The sequence below is a fragment of the Geminocystis sp. NIES-3708 genome, from assembly GCF_001548095.1.
Classification (GTDB): domain Bacteria; phylum Cyanobacteriota; class Cyanobacteriia; order Cyanobacteriales; family Cyanobacteriaceae; genus Geminocystis.
The window spans coordinates 682863-699542 of the sequence record NZ_AP014815.1 but is presented as its reverse complement, the minus strand read 5'-3'; the positions used below and the strand labels follow the sequence as shown (position 1 = coordinate 699542).

The 16680-nt window shown below is 32.5% G+C and carries 19 protein-coding genes; 9 read left to right on the top strand and 10 right to left on the bottom strand.

The window, feature by feature from the left end:
- Positions 1-108: 108 nt before the first annotated feature.
- On the bottom strand, positions 109-633 hold the full coding sequence (locus GM3708_RS02965) for a GNAT family N-acetyltransferase (protein WP_066344002.1): 525 nt from the start codon (positions 631-633) through the stop codon (positions 109-111).
- A gap of 280 nt (positions 634-913) precedes the next feature.
- On the opposite strand from GM3708_RS02965, the gene GM3708_RS02960 reads away from it, so the two are divergent.
- Both GM3708_RS02960 and thrB read left to right on the top strand, forming a co-directional pair.
- The gene (locus tag GM3708_RS02960; protein WP_066344001.1) at positions 914-1924 is read left to right on the top strand and encodes an NAD(P)-dependent alcohol dehydrogenase; all 1011 of its coding nucleotides are present in this window, start codon (positions 914-916) and stop codon (positions 1922-1924) included.
- 82 nt (positions 1925-2006) lie between these two features.
- Positions 2007-2921: a homoserine kinase gene (thrB, locus tag GM3708_RS02955; protein ID WP_066343999.1), complete on the top strand. Its 915-nt coding sequence runs from the start codon at positions 2007-2009 to the stop codon at positions 2919-2921.
- Between the two features lie 44 nt (positions 2922-2965).
- On the opposite strand, the gene sir is transcribed toward thrB, so the two are convergent.
- The 5 genes from sir to ndhC form a co-directional block, all read right to left on the bottom strand.
- Entirely contained in the window at positions 2966-4894 is a 1929-nt protein-coding gene (sir, locus tag GM3708_RS02950; RefSeq protein ID WP_066343998.1) for a sulfite reductase, ferredoxin dependent, read from the bottom strand.
- A gap of 139 nt (positions 4895-5033) precedes the next feature.
- Positions 5034-5297 carry a YciI family protein gene (locus GM3708_RS02945; RefSeq protein WP_066343997.1) on the bottom strand — a complete coding sequence of 88 codons (264 nt, stop codon included), beginning with the start codon at positions 5295-5297 and terminating at the stop codon, positions 5034-5036.
- A gap of 54 nt (positions 5298-5351) precedes the next feature.
- Entirely contained in the window at positions 5352-5879 is a 528-nt protein-coding gene (locus tag GM3708_RS02940) for an NAD(P)H-quinone oxidoreductase subunit J (protein WP_066343996.1), read from the bottom strand.
- Positions 5879-6622, bottom strand: a complete 744-nt coding sequence (gene ndhK, locus GM3708_RS02935) for a photosynthetic/respiratory NAD(P)H-quinone oxidoreductase subunit K (protein ID WP_066343992.1) — start codon at positions 6620-6622, stop codon at positions 5879-5881. The genes GM3708_RS02940 and ndhK overlap by 1 nt, the downstream gene beginning before the upstream one ends.
- Positions 6623-6720: 98 nt before the next feature.
- The gene (gene ndhC / locus GM3708_RS02930; protein WP_066343990.1) at positions 6721-7083 is read right to left on the bottom strand and encodes a photosynthetic/respiratory NAD(P)H-quinone oxidoreductase subunit C; all 363 of its coding nucleotides are present in this window, start codon (positions 7081-7083) and stop codon (positions 6721-6723) included.
- A 226-nt stretch (positions 7084-7309) separates the two neighbouring features.
- On the opposite strand from ndhC, the gene GM3708_RS02925 reads away from it, so the two are divergent.
- Positions 7310-9235 (top strand): transglycosylase domain-containing protein, encoded by a 1926-nt coding sequence (locus GM3708_RS02925; protein ID WP_066343988.1) that lies wholly within the window; start codon positions 7310-7312, stop codon positions 9233-9235.
- A 62-nt stretch (positions 9236-9297) separates the two neighbouring features.
- Here the strand turns inward: GM3708_RS02925 and GM3708_RS02920 are convergent, their stop codons facing one another.
- The 3 genes from GM3708_RS02920 to GM3708_RS02910 form a co-directional block, all read right to left on the bottom strand.
- Positions 9298-9552: a hypothetical protein gene (locus GM3708_RS02920; RefSeq protein ID WP_066343987.1), complete on the bottom strand. Its 255-nt coding sequence runs from the start codon at positions 9550-9552 to the stop codon at positions 9298-9300.
- Positions 9549-9932: a cation:proton antiporter gene (locus GM3708_RS02915; RefSeq protein WP_066343986.1), complete on the bottom strand. Its 384-nt coding sequence runs from the start codon at positions 9930-9932 to the stop codon at positions 9549-9551. The genes GM3708_RS02920 and GM3708_RS02915 overlap by 4 nt, the downstream gene beginning before the upstream one ends.
- Positions 9933-10029: 97 nt before the next feature.
- Positions 10030-10458 carry a hypothetical protein gene (locus GM3708_RS02910; protein WP_066343985.1) on the bottom strand — a complete coding sequence of 143 codons (429 nt, stop codon included), beginning with the start codon at positions 10456-10458 and terminating at the stop codon, positions 10030-10032.
- Between the two features lie 82 nt (positions 10459-10540).
- Between GM3708_RS02910 and GM3708_RS02905 the strand changes: the two genes are divergently transcribed.
- From GM3708_RS02905 to GM3708_RS02880, 6 genes are all read left to right on the top strand, one after another.
- On the top strand, positions 10541-10975 hold the full coding sequence (locus tag GM3708_RS02905; protein WP_066343984.1) for a SufE family protein: 435 nt from the start codon (positions 10541-10543) through the stop codon (positions 10973-10975).
- 127 nt (positions 10976-11102) lie between these two features.
- The gene (locus GM3708_RS02900; RefSeq protein ID WP_066343979.1) at positions 11103-11516 is read left to right on the top strand and encodes a hypothetical protein; all 414 of its coding nucleotides are present in this window, start codon (positions 11103-11105) and stop codon (positions 11514-11516) included.
- Positions 11517-11712: 196 nt separating this feature from the next.
- Positions 11713-12198 (top strand): allophycocyanin subunit alpha-B, encoded by a 486-nt coding sequence (locus GM3708_RS02895; protein ID WP_066343975.1) that lies wholly within the window; start codon positions 11713-11715, stop codon positions 12196-12198.
- A gap of 116 nt (positions 12199-12314) precedes the next feature.
- Positions 12315-12854 carry a hypothetical protein gene (locus GM3708_RS02890; protein ID WP_066343973.1) on the top strand — a complete coding sequence of 180 codons (540 nt, stop codon included), beginning with the start codon at positions 12315-12317 and terminating at the stop codon, positions 12852-12854.
- Between the two features lie 116 nt (positions 12855-12970).
- Positions 12971-13627 carry a phosphatase PAP2 family protein gene (locus GM3708_RS02885; RefSeq protein WP_066343971.1) on the top strand — a complete coding sequence of 219 codons (657 nt, stop codon included), beginning with the start codon at positions 12971-12973 and terminating at the stop codon, positions 13625-13627.
- 67 nt (positions 13628-13694) lie between these two features.
- Entirely contained in the window at positions 13695-15437 is a 1743-nt protein-coding gene (locus tag GM3708_RS02880) for a glycosyltransferase family 39 protein (protein ID WP_066343969.1), read from the top strand.
- A gap of 242 nt (positions 15438-15679) precedes the next feature.
- On the opposite strand, the gene GM3708_RS02875 is transcribed toward GM3708_RS02880, so the two are convergent.
- Complete coding sequence (locus GM3708_RS02875) at positions 15680-16630, bottom strand: glutathione S-transferase family protein (RefSeq protein ID WP_066343967.1); 951 nt, start codon at positions 16628-16630, stop codon at positions 15680-15682.
- Positions 16631-16680: the final 50 nt, after the last annotated feature.

The window sequence follows — 16680 nt, the reverse complement described above, 5'->3', positions numbered from 1 at the left end:
ATTAAATTCTTGATAACAAGATTAACATAAATAACATTCTTGTTAATCTTGTTACCTTATTAAAATAAGCTAAAACAACTATATAGAAGAGTTTAAGTGTTTTTACTATTAATCAGGATACCAAAACATCCCCTTTATTCCTTCAGGATCTAAAACAAAACCCAATCGCTTATAAAAATCGATAACGTGAGGATCAGCAAATAAAGTTACATTACTAATATCATCACTACGTAACTTTTTGATCATATATTTCATAAATGTTTTACCCAAGCCTTTATTTTGGAAACGAGGGTGTATCACTACATCCCAAATAGTAGCATTGAAAGCATGATCTGATGTCGCACGGGCAAATCCGATCATCGATGTTGTTGCTCCTTTTACTTCCCATGCTGAAGAAACTAGGTAGCTATTTTCCAGGGCTTTTCTCACTTTACGTAAAGGTCTTCTTGCCCATCCTACGGAGTCGCACAATTCTTCTAATTCATATAAATCAATTTCTTGATTACTACTAAAGTATATTTTACTTTGTCCGAATATTTTAGGATCAAGGGTAATCCAATGTCTCTCATAGATTTTGTCAGAGAGATTATTATCGTTATCTGTTTTTGTAAACAATTTCTGTAACCAAACCATGCCTTATATGGCTAACTGATTTACAAGTGGTTTATTTTATAGCTTAAATAAGGTTAGCATAATCGCTTTTTGTCTAAGCATTCAAAGATGATAACACAAAGACGGTTATGAGTAAATTAATTGATCATTACCTAAGGAGGGAAACTAAAGTTAATTTTAAGTGCTTCTAGGTGTGAAGTACCACATCCCTAAACTTCTTTTGCAATTAAGTTAAGATTATCTTGAATCATTGAAAAATTTAATCAATTCAACCAAGATAACTTAATCGAATCAAAAAATTATGACTACTGTTAATGCTTATGCCGCTAGTGAAGTAGATGGAACTTTGAAACCTTTTCAGTATGAATTGGGAGAAATTGGTGCTTATGAAGTTGATATTGCTGTTAAACATTGTGGTATTTGCCATAGTGATTTAAGTATGTTGGAAAATGCTTGGGGTGTGACACAATATCCCTTTGTACCAGGGCACGAAGTAATTGGAACAGTTAGAGCCATCGGCAAAGATGTAACTAATCTAAAGATAGGTGATTATGTTGGTTTAGGATGGCATTCAGGTTACTGTTTAACTTGTCAGCAATGCTTAACTGGCTATCAGAATATGTGTAACAATGCTGTAGGAACAATTGTAGGCAGACATGGAGGTTTTGCTGATATTGTCAGAGCAAAAGTGCCTAGTGTAATCAAATTACCTGATAATATTGATGCCACTACAGCAGGACCATTATTTTGTGGTGGTATTACAGTATTTAATCCCTTAATCCAGTTTAATATTTTACCAACTGCTAGTGTGGGGGTTATTGGTATTGGTGGTTTAGGTCACATGGCTTTACAGTTTTTACGAGCATGGGGTTGTCGAGTTACCGCATTTACTTCCAGTGAATCGAAAAAAGAAGAAGCCTTAAAATTGGGAGCCCATGATACTCTTAATTCCAGAGACCCAGAAATTCTCTCATCAGCTAAAGGACGTTTTGATCTAATTTTGTCCACAGTGAACGTCAAACTTGATTGGAATGGTTATTTAGAAACTTTAAAACCACAAGGTCGTCTTCATCTATTAGGTGCTGTAATTGAACCTGTGAATCTTAATGTTATGTCGATGATTTTTGGACAGAAATCTGTATCGGGTTCTCCTGTAGGAAGTCCTGCAATCATTGCTCAGATGCTAGAATTTTGTCAACTTCATAATATTAAACCTGTAACCGAACATTTTCCTATGAGTCAAGTTAATCAAGCAATGGCACGTCTAAAATCAGGAAAAGCTCGTTATCGTATCATTCTCGATCAAGATTGATCAGTTTTTCTTTCTTCTATAACTACAAACTAACTGATACAATGTTTTCTGGTCATCACCATCTAATTTTTATCAATTGTAAATGAGTCAATCTAATTCTATTCTTATTCAAGTACCCGCCACAACGGCTAATTTAGGCTCTGGCTTTGATTGTATCGGTACTGCGTTAAGTCTTTATAATCAATTTGAATTTAGTTTAAGTAATAACGATAAAACTACTTTTCAAGTTATTGGTGATGGTGCAGATAAAATTAGTTTGAAAGAAGATAACTTGCTTTATCAATCTTTTTTACATTTTTATCAACACATCAATTTAACGCCTCCTGCCATCGATACTAAAATTAGCATAAATGTCCCCTTAGCTAGAGGTTTAGGTAGTTCAGCAACAGCCATTGTGGCGGGTTTATTAGCGGCTAATTATTTTTCCACCCAAAAGCTTTCTCAAGATGATTTGATTAATTTAGCGATCGCCATTGAAGGTCATCCAGATAATGTTGTCCCTGCATTTTTAGGTAATTGTATTTTATCTGTAGGCGAAGATAGTAAATGGCATTTTGTTCCCATTACTTCTAATCCTGATATTAAGTTTATTGTGGCAATACCTAATTTTGAATTATCAACAGAAGCGGCTAGAGCAGTATTACCAAAACAATTAAGTTATTCGGATGCTATTTTTAATATCGCGCATTTGGGGTTATTAATTAAAGGTTTAGAAACAGGTAATCCAGATTGGTTAACGGAAGCCTTGAAAGATAAATTACATCAACCATATCGTAAAAGTTTAATCACTGGTTATGATGATATTTATGAGGCAGTGATTAAAGCAAAAGGTTACGGAATGGTAATTAGTGGTGCAGGTCCAAGTTTATTAGCTTTAAGTTCTAGTCTATACGCTGATGATGTTATTAATGCAATGAAAAATACATGGCAAAATATAGGAATAAAAGCTGATGTTAAGAGTTTAAATTTAGATACTCAAGGGGCAACTATAGAATAAGTTAAGATCAATTGTTAATCGTTAATTGTTAATTGTTAACGATTTTACTCACCAAAATAAGCAGCTAAGGCTTCCGAAACAATTTGATTCATACCTTTTTTCTGTTCACTGGAAGTAGTTTTTAACTTTTGATACCATTCCTCATTAACACTGATACGATGTTCATTACGTTTTTTACGAGGTTGTTTTTCACCTTTTTTAACTATTTTTTTGTTAGTAGGTTGATATGTATCAGCAAATGTGCGTAAAGCATCAAAACCAAGACGATTACAAAAATCCCCAAAAGTCTCTTTTTTTTGTTTACTGTCACGGAAAAAAACAAATAATGGTTCTAAAAATTTTTCTAGGTTAGCTATATTTAATTTATCTACATAAACTCTAGCTAAACGAGTTTGATTCGGACAACCACCTAGCCACATTTGATAAACATTGGGTGAATCTCCTACAAAGCCTAATTCTGCCATATAAGGGCGAGCACAACCATTCGGACATCCTGTCATGCGAATAACGATGTTTTCTTCTGGGATACCTAATTGAGCTAATAAGACATCAATTCTTTCTAAAATACTTGGTAAAATTCGCTCTGATTCTGTGGTAGCTAATCCGCAAGTGGGTAATGCTGGACAAGCCATGGAATAACGGGTAAGATGATTAACATTTTCAGGGTTAATTTCTATGCCGTGAGTTATAAAAATTTGGCTTATATCTTCTTGCCATTGAGGATCAATTTCGTAAAGAATAATGTTATGGTTAGCTGTCAAACGAGTTGGTAATTCATATTTTTCAATGACTTTTTTTAAGGCTTCTTTTAATTGCAATTTCCCTTCATTTTTTACTCGTCCATTTTCAACAGAAATACCAATAAATAGTTTTCCGTCTCCTTGCTCATGCCATCCTAAATAGTCCTCATATTGCCATTCTGGTAATGGTTTAAAACTCTCTAATTTTTTACCGAAAAACTCTTCTAATTTAGTGGTAAATTTTTCTACCCCCCAATCATTAATTAAGTATTTCATCCGAGCGTGTCTTCTATCTGTACGATCCCCATAATCTCGTTGAGTGGCTACTACGGCTTTAACTAAATCAAAAACATCCTCTTTTTTTACATATCCAATTTTATCAGCACTACGGGCAAAGGTTTCATTTTTACGATGGGTGCGCCCTAAGCCTCCTCCTGCAAGAATATTAAAACCTTCTAATTCTCCTTTTTTATTGGTAATAACCACTAAACTAAGATCATGGGTATAAATATCAATAGAGTTATCTCCTGGAACGGTAACTGAACATTTGAACTTACGAGGCATATAATGAGTGCCATAAATAGGCTCTTCAGAATCGGTGAAGTTACTACCATTAAGATCTTTTTGACGATAAGCTTTAATTTCTGGGGATTCTTCTGCGGTAATAGCTTTTTCGCCATCTAACCAAATTTCATAATACGCACCAGTTTGAGGGGTGAGTAAATCAGCGATTTTTTCCGCATATTCCCACGCATACTGATAATCAGGGCGATTTTTATAGGGTGCTGGAGGTGCCATCACGTTACGATTTAAGTCACCACAAGCTCCTAAAGTTGAGCCCATATTTTTAACAATACGACTAATTACTGCCTTGAGATTTTTTTTAAGAATTCCGTGAATTTGATAACCTTGTCTGGTTGTAACTCTCAGTGTCTGATTACCATATTCTTCGGATAAGTTTTCGAGGGCGAGATATAGTTGCGGAGGAATAAAACCACCGGGATTACGGGTGCGTAACATGAATTGATAATCTTTTTCTTGACCTTTTACTCTATTATCTCGATTATCTTGTTGATATGAACCGTGAAATTTCAGAATTTGAATACCGTCTTCACTAAAATGGGTTGTATTTTGTTGTAACTCTGTAGCTATTGGCTCTCTTAAAAAATTACTACGGTCTTTAATACCTTCTACTTTAGAGCTTTTTTTCTGAATAGTGGAACTTTCTGTCATTACTTTTTTCAGTTTTAGTTTAATTCTTCTTTATATTCTACTGCGATCGCCGACACCGTGCCACTGAATAAAGTTGACAAAATCATAAAAATTATTTATCGGGCCAATAGTAGCATTACTTGAACACTAATAATCAGTTTTAGACAACAATTTGCCATTGATGTAATTCATACTCAACACAATTATTTTTAACAAGAGGATCATTTCTGATAATTGATTCCGCTTCATCCCTTGAATTGGCTTTAAAAATCATCATTCCTCCTCCTAATTCTGCCCAATAACCGGTTTTTGCCTCGTGACCATTAGTAATTAGTTGTTTAACATAGGCAATATGATCATCAACGTATTGATCAAAATTTTCTTTAGAAACAATCCCTTTTTCAATTTTGACAAACCAAAGCATTTATTGATTAAGTAGATAATTAATTATTAATTGTTAATTGTTAATTATTAATTATTAATATGCGTCTTGGAGTTCGTAAAAATCGGGAGAAATATAATCTTTCCGTAAAGGCCAACCTATCCAATCTTCAGGCATTAACAAACGCTTGAGATTAGGATGCCCTTCGTAGATAATGCCATACATTTCGTAGCTTTCTCTTTCTTGCCAATCGGCGGCTTTCCAAATCCAATATAGAGAAGGTACTTTAGGATCTTCCCGATTAAGATATACTTTTATACGTATTTCTTCGGGGCTTGTAACATTATCACTAACTTTAATAAGATGATAAAAACTTACTAACTCTTTTCCCGCTCCTAAATCATAAGCACCTTGACATTGGAGATAATTAAAGCCGTAGGCATATAAAGCAGTAGCAATGGGAATTAAATATTCAGCTTCAACTTTGATTAATTCTATGCCTGAGTGATCTTTTTCGAGGGATTGATGATCAAAACCATTTTCTGTTAGCCACTGAGAAGCTACACCTGCTTGAACTAAAGGTGCATTTTCGGTATTTTCAGGAGTATTATTAACTTCGGTCATTATTCTACCTCTTGTTTTGCTGTCGTAGTTTCTAAAGCGGGAGAGACCGGTAATCCCATCGCCGCAGCTAATTCAGCTGGTGGATTATGTCTAGTTTTGCTGCGCATATATTCTCCTGTCAAGATTGGTTCAACAACTTTCAAATTATGGGTTGTGGAATAATATCTATGAGTTTGACTTTGAACAGTGCCTCGTTCTTGTATAGATTCATTAGCAACTTTTTTTCTGAGTTTGATAATAGCATCAAAAATAGCTTCAGGACGAGGAGGACAACCCGGAATATAAACATCAACGGGGATTAATTTATCTACACCCCTAACTGCCGTAGTCGAGTCACTGCTAAACATTCCACCTGTAATAGTACAAGCACCCATGGCAATAACATATTTAGGTTCGGGCATTTGTTCATATAAACGCACTAAAGCAGGTGCCATCTTCATCGTAACTGTTCCCGCAGTGATGAGTAAATCTGCTTGACGGGGACTTGAACGGGGAACTAACCCAAATCGATCAAAATCGAATCGAGAGCCAATTAAAGCCGCAAATTCGATAAAGCAACAAGCTGTACCATAAAGTAAAGGCCATAAACTAGAAAGCCTAGCCCAGTTATGTAAATCATCAACGGTGGTAAGAATTACATTTTCCGATAAATCCTGTGTTACCTGACTTCTAGCAATGGGGTTAAGGATTTTTTCTGTAGCTTGTTTTTGTAGTGTAGCTAAATCTGGTGTGGAATTACTCATAATTTATTTAAAGAAAATAGCATTATCTATATTTTAAGGTAACTTAATCATTAAGACCCGAAAACAGATTCGTTGTCAATTGTTAATTGTTAAATTGATTATGACCATTCTAAAGCACCTTTACGCCAGGCATAAACTAAAGCAAGAACGAGAATAGAAATAAAAATTAGGGCTTCGATGAAAGCTAATAAACCTAAAGTATTGAAGGCAACAGCCCAAGGATATAGAAAGACTGTTTCCACATCAAAAACCACAAATACAAGAGCAAACATATAGTAGCGAATATTAAATTGAATCCATGCACCGCCAAAAGGTTCCATTCCAGACTCATAGGTAATGTGCCTTTCAGGACCACCTGTTTTTGGTCGTAGTAATTTAGATGCGGTTAAAGCTAAAATAGGAACAGAACTGCTAATAATTAAAAAACCTAAAAAATATTCGTAACCACTAAGAACAAACATCGTTTAATTATACTCCTAATAATTTAATCAAATAACTTTGATGGATAAGGAAAATTTTTGCTAGTTGATTTTGAGTTTTATTACTTAAATCTTGATTTATTATATGAGCTTTATGCTAGGATCAAGCGCAGTTATTTTTTAACTCAATTGTATTAGTATAATTTTAAACTAATATGTAATCGTTGAATTTTTAATTAAAATTTTATTTATTTACTCCTTAAACACTGTGTCATCAACCACCATTAAACGAAAAACTAAGGATCAAAAACCTTCTACTCCCTCCAATTTTGTCAAAGGGGTAGCAAAAGTAGCTGGAGGAACATTTCTCGGCTTAACTTTATTAACTACATCAGCAATAGCAGGAGGAATCGTTGGTTTAGCTATTAGTTTTCGCAATTTGCCTGATGTAAGAGTATTAAATAATTATGTTCCTTCTCAAACAAGCTACATTTATGATGTGAAAGGTTTGTTATTAACCACTTTTCATGGAGAAGAACATAGGACTAATGTACCACTAGAAGAAATATCGCCACAACTAAAAAGAGCAGTGATGGCGATCGAAGATAGTAATTTTTATACCCATAAAGGAATTAGTCCTAATGGTATTGCTAGGGCAGTAGTTGTTAACTTTCAAAGTGGTTCAGTGGTAGAAGGTGCTTCTACCTTAACCATGCAATTAGTTAAAAATGTTTTTCTTTCTCATCAACGAACTTTTTCTCGAAAATTAGCAGAAGCGGTTTTAGCATTACGAGTAGAACAAGTGTTTGGTAAGGATGATATTTTAGAAATGTATCTGAATAATATTTATTGGGGTCATAATAATTATGGTGCAGAAACCGCAGCACAAAGTTATTTTAATAAATCCGCAAAGGATTTGACTTTAGCAGAAGGAGCGATGATGGCAGGAATAATTCAAGCTCCAGAAGTCTATAGTCCATTTGCTGATTATCCCTTAGCTAAAGAAAGACAAGCTATAGTACTTAATCGGATGGTTGACATCGGTTGGATTAGTAAAGAAGAAGCAGATAAAGCGAAAAATGCACCCGTACTCATAGGCAAAAGAAGGGCATGGCAAACAAGTAAGTTACCCTATGTTACGGATGCGGTGAAAGAAGAATTAATTCAGCGTTTTGGGATGGATACTGTCACTAAAGGAGGCATTAATGTTCAAACAACGATTGACTATAAATTACAAACCGAAGCAGAAGAAATTGTTAAAAGAGCCCATCGTAATCTAAGAGGTTCAGGAGTTAGAGCCGATCAGGTGGCATTAGTAGCAATCGATCCTCGCACTCATTTCGTTAAAGCAGTAGTAGGAGGAATTGATTATGAAAAAAGTCAATTTAACAGAGTATTACAATCTCGTCGGCAACCCGGTTCAGCCTTTAAACCTTTTGTTTATTATACAGCATTTGCTTCAGGTAAATATACACCTTATTCTAGTGTTCCTAATTATACCAGAGGTTTTCGAGAAGGAGGTGGTTATTATCGTCCGCAAAACTATGGCGGTGGGCAAGGTGGAGGAAGCGTTAGTATTACCCATGCCTTAGCTACATCCCTTAATATTCCAGCAGTAGTTTTAGGGCAGAGAGTCGGTTTAGATAAAGTCATCGAAGTTTGTCGTACTCTAGGTATTGAGAGTCCTTTACAACCTGTCGTATCTTTACCTTTAGGTCCTATTGGGGTAACACCCATGGAAATGGCGAAAGCTTATGCTACTTTTGCAAGTAATGGTTGGCAATCAGATACAACTATGATCATGCAAGTTACAGATAGTTTAGGAAATCTCATGTTAGATAATACCCCAAAACCTCAATTAGTATTAAATGAGTGGGCAACAGCCTCTTTAACCAGTACTTTACAGAATGTTATTAATGGTGGTACTGCTAGTAGTGCCAATATTGGCAGACCAGCGGCTGGTAAAACAGGTACTACATCAGGAGAAAGAGATGTTTGGTTTGTGGGTTATGTACCTCAACTTTCAACAGCAGTATGGATTGGCAATGATGATTACAATCGTAGTTTGGGTAGGGGGGTAACAGGGGGAGGATATGCCGCACCAATTTGGCGACAGTTTATGAGTAAGGCTTTACAAAATGAGCCTGTTAAATATTTTCCTGCGGCTTCTCAATTTACTAAGCCTAAACCATAAAGTTTTGTTTTTAGTCTATGGCGACAGTGTCTATTACAAACCTTAGTTTGATGCAAGAATATTTAATTGTTTATTGTCATACGTTTAACTACTTGTGCTAATAACATTAATCCCGCATTACCAACCGTTAAAATAATTACTCCGACAATGCCAATCATCCAATCATCTCGCAAAACAGAAATAAATAAAATCATGATGGCACTTTTTGAAGAAAGACTAGCAAAGGCTAACATTTTTTGCCATATATTTTCGTCTTTCCAAGACTGATAAATGGGTATTAATAAAGTTACAATCATGATTGTTAAAATAATATTCATGAGTTTTTCTTTCTTAAAATTCTATGAATTTGAAATAATCCTTGTTTGTAATATTTTAAAACAATAGTTTTAGGTGTAAAGGTAATTAAAAATATGTCTAAAAAAATTAAATTTCTAGAACGTTTTGGTTTGACTCTTTCTAAAGTTAAGCCTTCATAGGGATGAGGGAAAATCATTATTTCTATAGCTTCATAATAGGCTTGAGGGATAGCAATTAATAATTTTCCTAAGACTTTTATCCATTCTTTGATTGATTCTTTTTCTACTTGACTACGGGGTAATAAAACAGCAATAGCTATACCAATAATAATATTCAAAATACTTAAATCAGAAGTGAGAAGAAACCAAATAGTTAGTCTTAAGATTAGAGAAAAAATCATAATAAATCATTACTAATGAATAATTATTGAAGGCTTTTAAATGGCAATTTTTTGAAAAACTTAGGTCATTGTAACATACTAATGTTTTTTATTAACTTTATTGAGTTGTTATTTTTAAGGTGAAAGGATTTTGATTTCCTTGAATATCGCCAACATAGATGAGGTATTTTCCCGCCGCCCAAACACCGCCCATTTTAGGGTATTTACCCGGACTTGCTTCTCCTAAAATACAAAAACGATCATTATTTCCTGGACCTACTACTAAAAGGGTTGGTTTACCTTGATTTGTTTCAACTACTATATTTAATGAATATACTTGTTGGCTTAAGTTAATAATATGACTAGGTTGATTGCCAATATAACCACAGTCACCACTATTATTATTTCCTCCTGTTGTACCTTTTATTTCCTGATTTTTAGGAATTTGAGCGATGGAATTTGACGGTATTAGGTTAAATAAAAATATAATTGTTATTATGCCACCAAAAGAAAGAGATTTGAAAGGAAAAATTGAATTAAAAGCCATGTTAATCAACTTTAAGATCTAGTTATTAATTACAATAGACGAGAAGCACTTACAAAATGTTCTGATAATTATTATTAACTTTATGGTATCCAATTCTTTCACAAGACCTGAAAACCTTGATAAAATAGTTGAAAAATTTAAGCGTCGTGATAATCCGAAACAAAAATATGAGCAGTTACTCTGGTATGGGAAAAAACTAGCACCGATGTCAGAAGAAGGAAAAACGGAAGAGAATAAAGTGTTAGGATGTGTTTCTCAGGTTTACATAACTTCTAAATTAGAAGAAGATAAAATATTTTATCAAGGAGATTCTGATGCACAATTAGTTAAAGGATTAGTTGCATTTTTGATTGAAGGTTTAAACGGATTAACTCCTACACAAATTCTTACTTTAACCCCTGACTTTATTGAGGAAACTGGATTACAAGTTAGTCTCACCCCTTCTCGTGCTAATGGCTTTCTTAATATTTTTAAAAAAATGCAACAACAAGCCTTACTTTTAAGTAGCACTCATTAAAACCAATATTTATTGGCTCGTTATTATCTCTTAATTTCCTAGCTTCATCAAAATATAACAACTTAGATAAGATTGCTTATACTTAATCTTATCTTAAAGTCAAATGTAACTACAAAGAAATTCATCTATGAACGCATCTGAACAAGCAAAAGGATTAGAAATTACTAGCAAAATAGCTTCTATTGTCAATTTGTTTAAACAATATTTTCCTGATGCTAAAGGAGATTTGCAACCATGGCATAATGATCCTGATACAATTAATTTAGTTGATCCTGACTCTATTGATATTGGCTTTCATTTTCCCGGATGGAGTCGCAAAATTCAAAGTAGGAGTATTTTAATACAAATTAGATTTCATCAAGATGTAGAGGAAAATAAACTAGGTTTAATCGGAATCGAAACTGCTGGATTTAACTATACAGGAGAAGTATGGCGATTTTCTACCGTTGATAATTGGCAGTTGGAAGGTAGATGTTTACCAACACAAGAAGTTAGAGATAAACTTAAAGAATTTTGTCGAGAAGTATGGGAATTATTTTAAATGTTAAGATTTATGATTTTTTTGAAAAGTTTGTTCCATTTTGCCCTTATATACAAAGTTTAAATAAAGAAAACATCGGTCTTATAATTTAGATTTTCATGTCTAAAAAATTAGTCGTTTTTGTGATAGACTGTAGGCAATAAATAAGTGCTAATGTCACGTTAAACTAATCATATAAATAATACTCGTTAATAAAATGAGCATAGTTAGTCAAGTTATTCTCAAAGCAGATGATGAATTACGCTACCCCAGCAGTGGCGAATTACAAGGAATTAAGTCTTTTTTAGACTCAGGTTTACAAAGATTAAAAATTGTTGAAACTTTAACAGAAAACGAAAAAAAAATCGTTGAAAAAGCTAGTCGAGAGTTATTTAGAAAACGCCCTGATTTTCGTGCATCGGGTGGTAATGCCTCTGGACAAAAACAGTATAATCAGTGTTTAAGAGATTTTGGCTGGTATTTACGTTTAGCCACTTATGGTATTTTATCAGGAGATAAAGAACCTATTGAAAGCATCGGTTTAATAGGAGCTAAAGAAATGTATAATTCCTTGGGAGTGCCTTTAGATGGAATGGTGGAGTCTATTCGTTGTCTTAAAGAAGCGTCTTTAGGTTTACTGAGTAAAGAAGAAGCGGAAGAAGCAGCACCTTATTTCGATTATATGGCTCAATTTATGTCTTAAATTTAACTTGTTTTTTAAGAAAAATTTTTGTGATTGTTGATGGCTAATGATGGGATAGTTTTTAAAGATTTTATAGTTATTAATTGCTAATTTTTGTGTAATAATTGCTCATTACTATGCCAAGTAAACACTCCTTTAATAATCTCGAAAAAGAATCTTCTTGGCTAGATAAAAATCTTTTCCTATCCTTCAGTATTTTTTTATGTACTTATACAGTTTTGGGATGGTTAATTGCTGATGATTTAGAGCATTGGGCTATGGTAATAAGAGAACAAAGTCTCTCTTTTCATTTAGTAATTGAAGAAGATATTGGTTTATGGATAACTAGAATATTTGCATTTTCAATGCTAATTTTAATTTCCTTGCTTTTAAGTACTCCCATTGCTTTAATTACTTTTGTTTTTGAAGAGACGATAAACTCTGATGTTAAAGCGTTTATTGCTATTTTATTTTGGTCTATTGCGTTAATTTTTATTTTTTGTTATTTTGATCATTTTGCAGATTTATTAGTGATCACTTCCGCTACTATATTATTTCGTTTAGATTTGCAAAAATTAAGTTTTAAAAATTGGCAAATATTTAGTTTTATTTTTGTGTTAGCATCCATAGGTTTTAGTGCAGGAATGTTTCTCTTTTATTTTTTATCTCCTCGTTAACACGGAAAGTCTTGATATTTTACTTAACTTTAATTTTTATGTTAATATATTAGATTGACAATTAATCATAAATAATTTATTGATTTTGGCAGAAAAAGCACTTTTATAAAAGTTAAATGAAAATTAAATATTTATTAAAGCCAAAAAACTTTTTTCAGCATATAAATAAAATTAATCTGTTTTTTTCTAGTATAGCATTATCTTTTTTTATCATTTTAAGTCATTTAGTATTAACGGGAAAACTAAAGACGTTTGATAATAACTTATTAACCACAATTCATAGAATTTTACCTAGTTGGTTTATTTATATTGCTAAGGCTTCTTACTTTATTGGTGAAGCGGAAGTTGCGGTATTTATTGTCTTATTTAGTTTAGGCTTTTTACTGTGGAAAAAATATTGGGAAGAAGCACAAGTTATTGCTTTATCGACTTTATCTATTTTAATTTTAATCGACAAAATTCTTAAGCCTTTTTTTGATATTCCTCGCCCTGATAATCGTTTAGTAGAAAATGCTTTCGGTAATAGTTTTCCCAGTGGTCATGCTTCTGGTAATTTATTATTATACTTTTTATTAGCTTATATTTTCTCTCAATCTTTTCCTAAATTTAAAAATTATTTCTATTTTATTGCTACTTTTTTAATTATTTTAATGGGTATTAGTAGTGCTTATTTAAGAGTGCATTGGGTGACAGATATTTTAGCTTCTTATACTATAGGATACATCATGTTTAGTTTGTCAATTACTTTGCTAAAAAGTAGTAAAAGTAATTAATAATTAACCATACATAAATAATTAACAATTAATCGGATATATATTCAGTTAGTGAAGGAGAAAATTTGTGCAATTTAATGAAGAATTATTACGAAAACAGCCAAAAAAATTATGGATTATTTCCATTCTTGGTTTATTGTTAATTAGTTGGATTGCTTTTTTAGCTAATCTTGGTAATATTGGCTTGATTGATAAAACTGAGGCTTTATATGTAGAAGTAGCTCGGCAGATGGTTTTAACTAATAATTGGATTAGTCCTCATTGGAATAATAATTATTTTTATTCTTATCCTGCGGGGGGTTATTGGTTTTTAGCATTAAGTTTTAAAATATTTGGTGTTACAGAATGGGCGGCAAGATTTCCTGTGGCTTTAAGTGCCATTGTCGTTGTCTTTTTAGTATTTTATATTCTTCGTTACTTTGGTTTTACTCACCACAAACCTGATAATAATTCTTGGCAATTATGGTTAACGGCATGGATTGGTAGCGGTATGATGGCATTAAATCCTGCCTGGATTGCATGGGGAAGAGTAGCTGTATCAGATATGTTATTATCTTCTGCTATTGCTTGTGCTATGTTAGTGTTTTTTTTAGGTTATGCTCAACCTGAAAAACCAAAATTCCAACAGTTATGCTATTGTCTTTTTCCTATATTAATGGCGATCGCTGTATTAGTCAAAGGACCAATTGGAGTTATTTTACCGATACTAGGAATTGGTAGTTTTTTGTTATATGTGGGCAAATTTTGGGAAATTTTTGGGGAAATCAACCCCATTCGCACAACTATTATATTTTTTGTAGTTGCATTACCGTGGTATATTGCCGCTATTATTCTTGATGGGGAAATATTTGTTAACGAATTTTTAGCTGTTAGTAACTTTAAACGCTTTACTAATGTGGTTTTTAATCATCCAGGACCTTGGTATTATTATATTATCTGGGGTACTATTTTAATGTTACCATGGTCAGTATATTTTCCTCTGGGTATTAAAAATTTATCTTGTTGGCAATGGAGGAAAGTAAAACAATCTCCTCGTAACTCTCAATTAGGCTTATATTGTTTTACATGGTTTATTACTATTTTTATATTTTTTTCCGCCGCCGCTACGAAACTTCAAGGTTATATTCTCCCAGTTACTCCTGCCGTTGTTATCATTATTGCTTTATTTTGGGGGGATAAATTCAATCAAAAAAAACCAGAAAGACAAAATAATTGGCTATTTCTTATAACTGCTATTGTTAATATTCTTATTCTCACAATTTTAGCTATAGCATCGGCTATTAGTGGTAAATTAGTAGGTAATGATCCTTCTGCACCCACATTAGCAGATAATTTAATAGCATCAGGAATACCCATCATTTCTGCAATTTCTTGGGGATTAGGAGTATTAATTGCAGTTATTATATTATTTAAAAAATCTTTATGGCGTTGGTTATGGAGTGCAAATTTAATCGCCTTTTTTTCCTTTACCACTTTTGTTTTTCCTCCTTTAATTCCTCTGTTAGATACTGAAAGACAAAAATCTTTTCGAGAATTATCTATTGAAATTAAACAAGAAATTCAGCCAGAAGAAGAAATATTTTTAATAGGATTTACTCGATATAGTATAGTTTATTATGGTGAAAATCCAGTTAATTTTGTAGATAATACAGAGGCTTTAAAAACTTACTTAGAAACTAATAAAATAAAAAATAATAGTATATTAATTGTTGCTGAATCAAACTATTTAAAAAATAGTGATTTACGAAATACTGATTATCAATTAGTCTCAGAAAAAGGTGCATATAAATTAATTAGACTAAAAAGATAAAATTACGGAAAAAAGATATGAAATAGTTACATTAAAATATTTTCAAAATCAGGGTTAATTTTTTTAAGCCCTTAACCCTTAACCTGAGTTAGATATAAAAATAAGTGATGACTGATATGAAAGACAAATTAACAAAGAAATAGGAAGATTATGTTTTTAGCATCGCCTTTAAAGCAAAACTAAAACCTCCTAATTATCTCTTTGCACTGCTTTCAGTATTGTTATGATGCCCAATTTATGTATTACAAAGGTATTATTCCACTGGGGTTAAGAGGAAATAAGTTACCATAATAATCTTTTTTGATAACTGTTAAATCATAAGTATTTTTTATTTGTGATAAGTTATTAATATTATCCAAATATCTACTCAAGTTTTTATAATCTTTAATCATTTTTAAGCTACATTTAAACAAACTATAATAAACTGTATCAAAACGAATTAGAGTAGTAAATAAGCGAATATCCGCTAAAGTAAGGCGATCACCACATAGATAATGATTATGACTTAAATATGTCTCAATTTCATCTAAAAGGGTAAATAATTCTTTACAAGCCTCCTCATAAACTGATTGAGTTTGAGCAAAACCGCAACGATAAACACCATTATTTATATTATGATAAATCTTCTCATTCCATGATTCAATTTTTATCTTTAAGTCATCGGGATATAAGTTTAAATTAGCATTTTTAGCAAAATTATTAAACTCACTATTTAGTAAAATTATGATCTCACTACTTTCATTATTGACAATAGTTTTTGTTTTTTTATCCCATAAAACTGGCACGGTACAACGTCCTTTATAATTAGGTTGAGATAATTGATAAAGTTGTCGCAAAGTTTGACAATTTTCAGAAGTTTTTTCCATTACCCAACCGCCTTCATTTACAGCAGGAATAAGAATATTAACCTCGATAACATCCTCTAAGCCTTTTAATGTCCTTACAATTAAAGTACGATGAGCCCAAGGACAACTTATGCCTATGTATAAACTATAACGCCCTTTTTCTGGTGTATAAATACTGTTTTTTTCTTGATTGATTTGGTGACGAAATTGACTTGATGGACGATTATAACTACCTTTATTATTACTAGGTGCTAAATTCGACATCATCAATAACCATAATTTTTTCCAGACAAATTTACCAGTGATAATAAGAAACGATGTTGGTAAAGATTGATTTTTTTTGGTCATGATAAATTATGCTCTAAAAGAGAAAAAACCCTTAGGAGTCTTGCCATGTT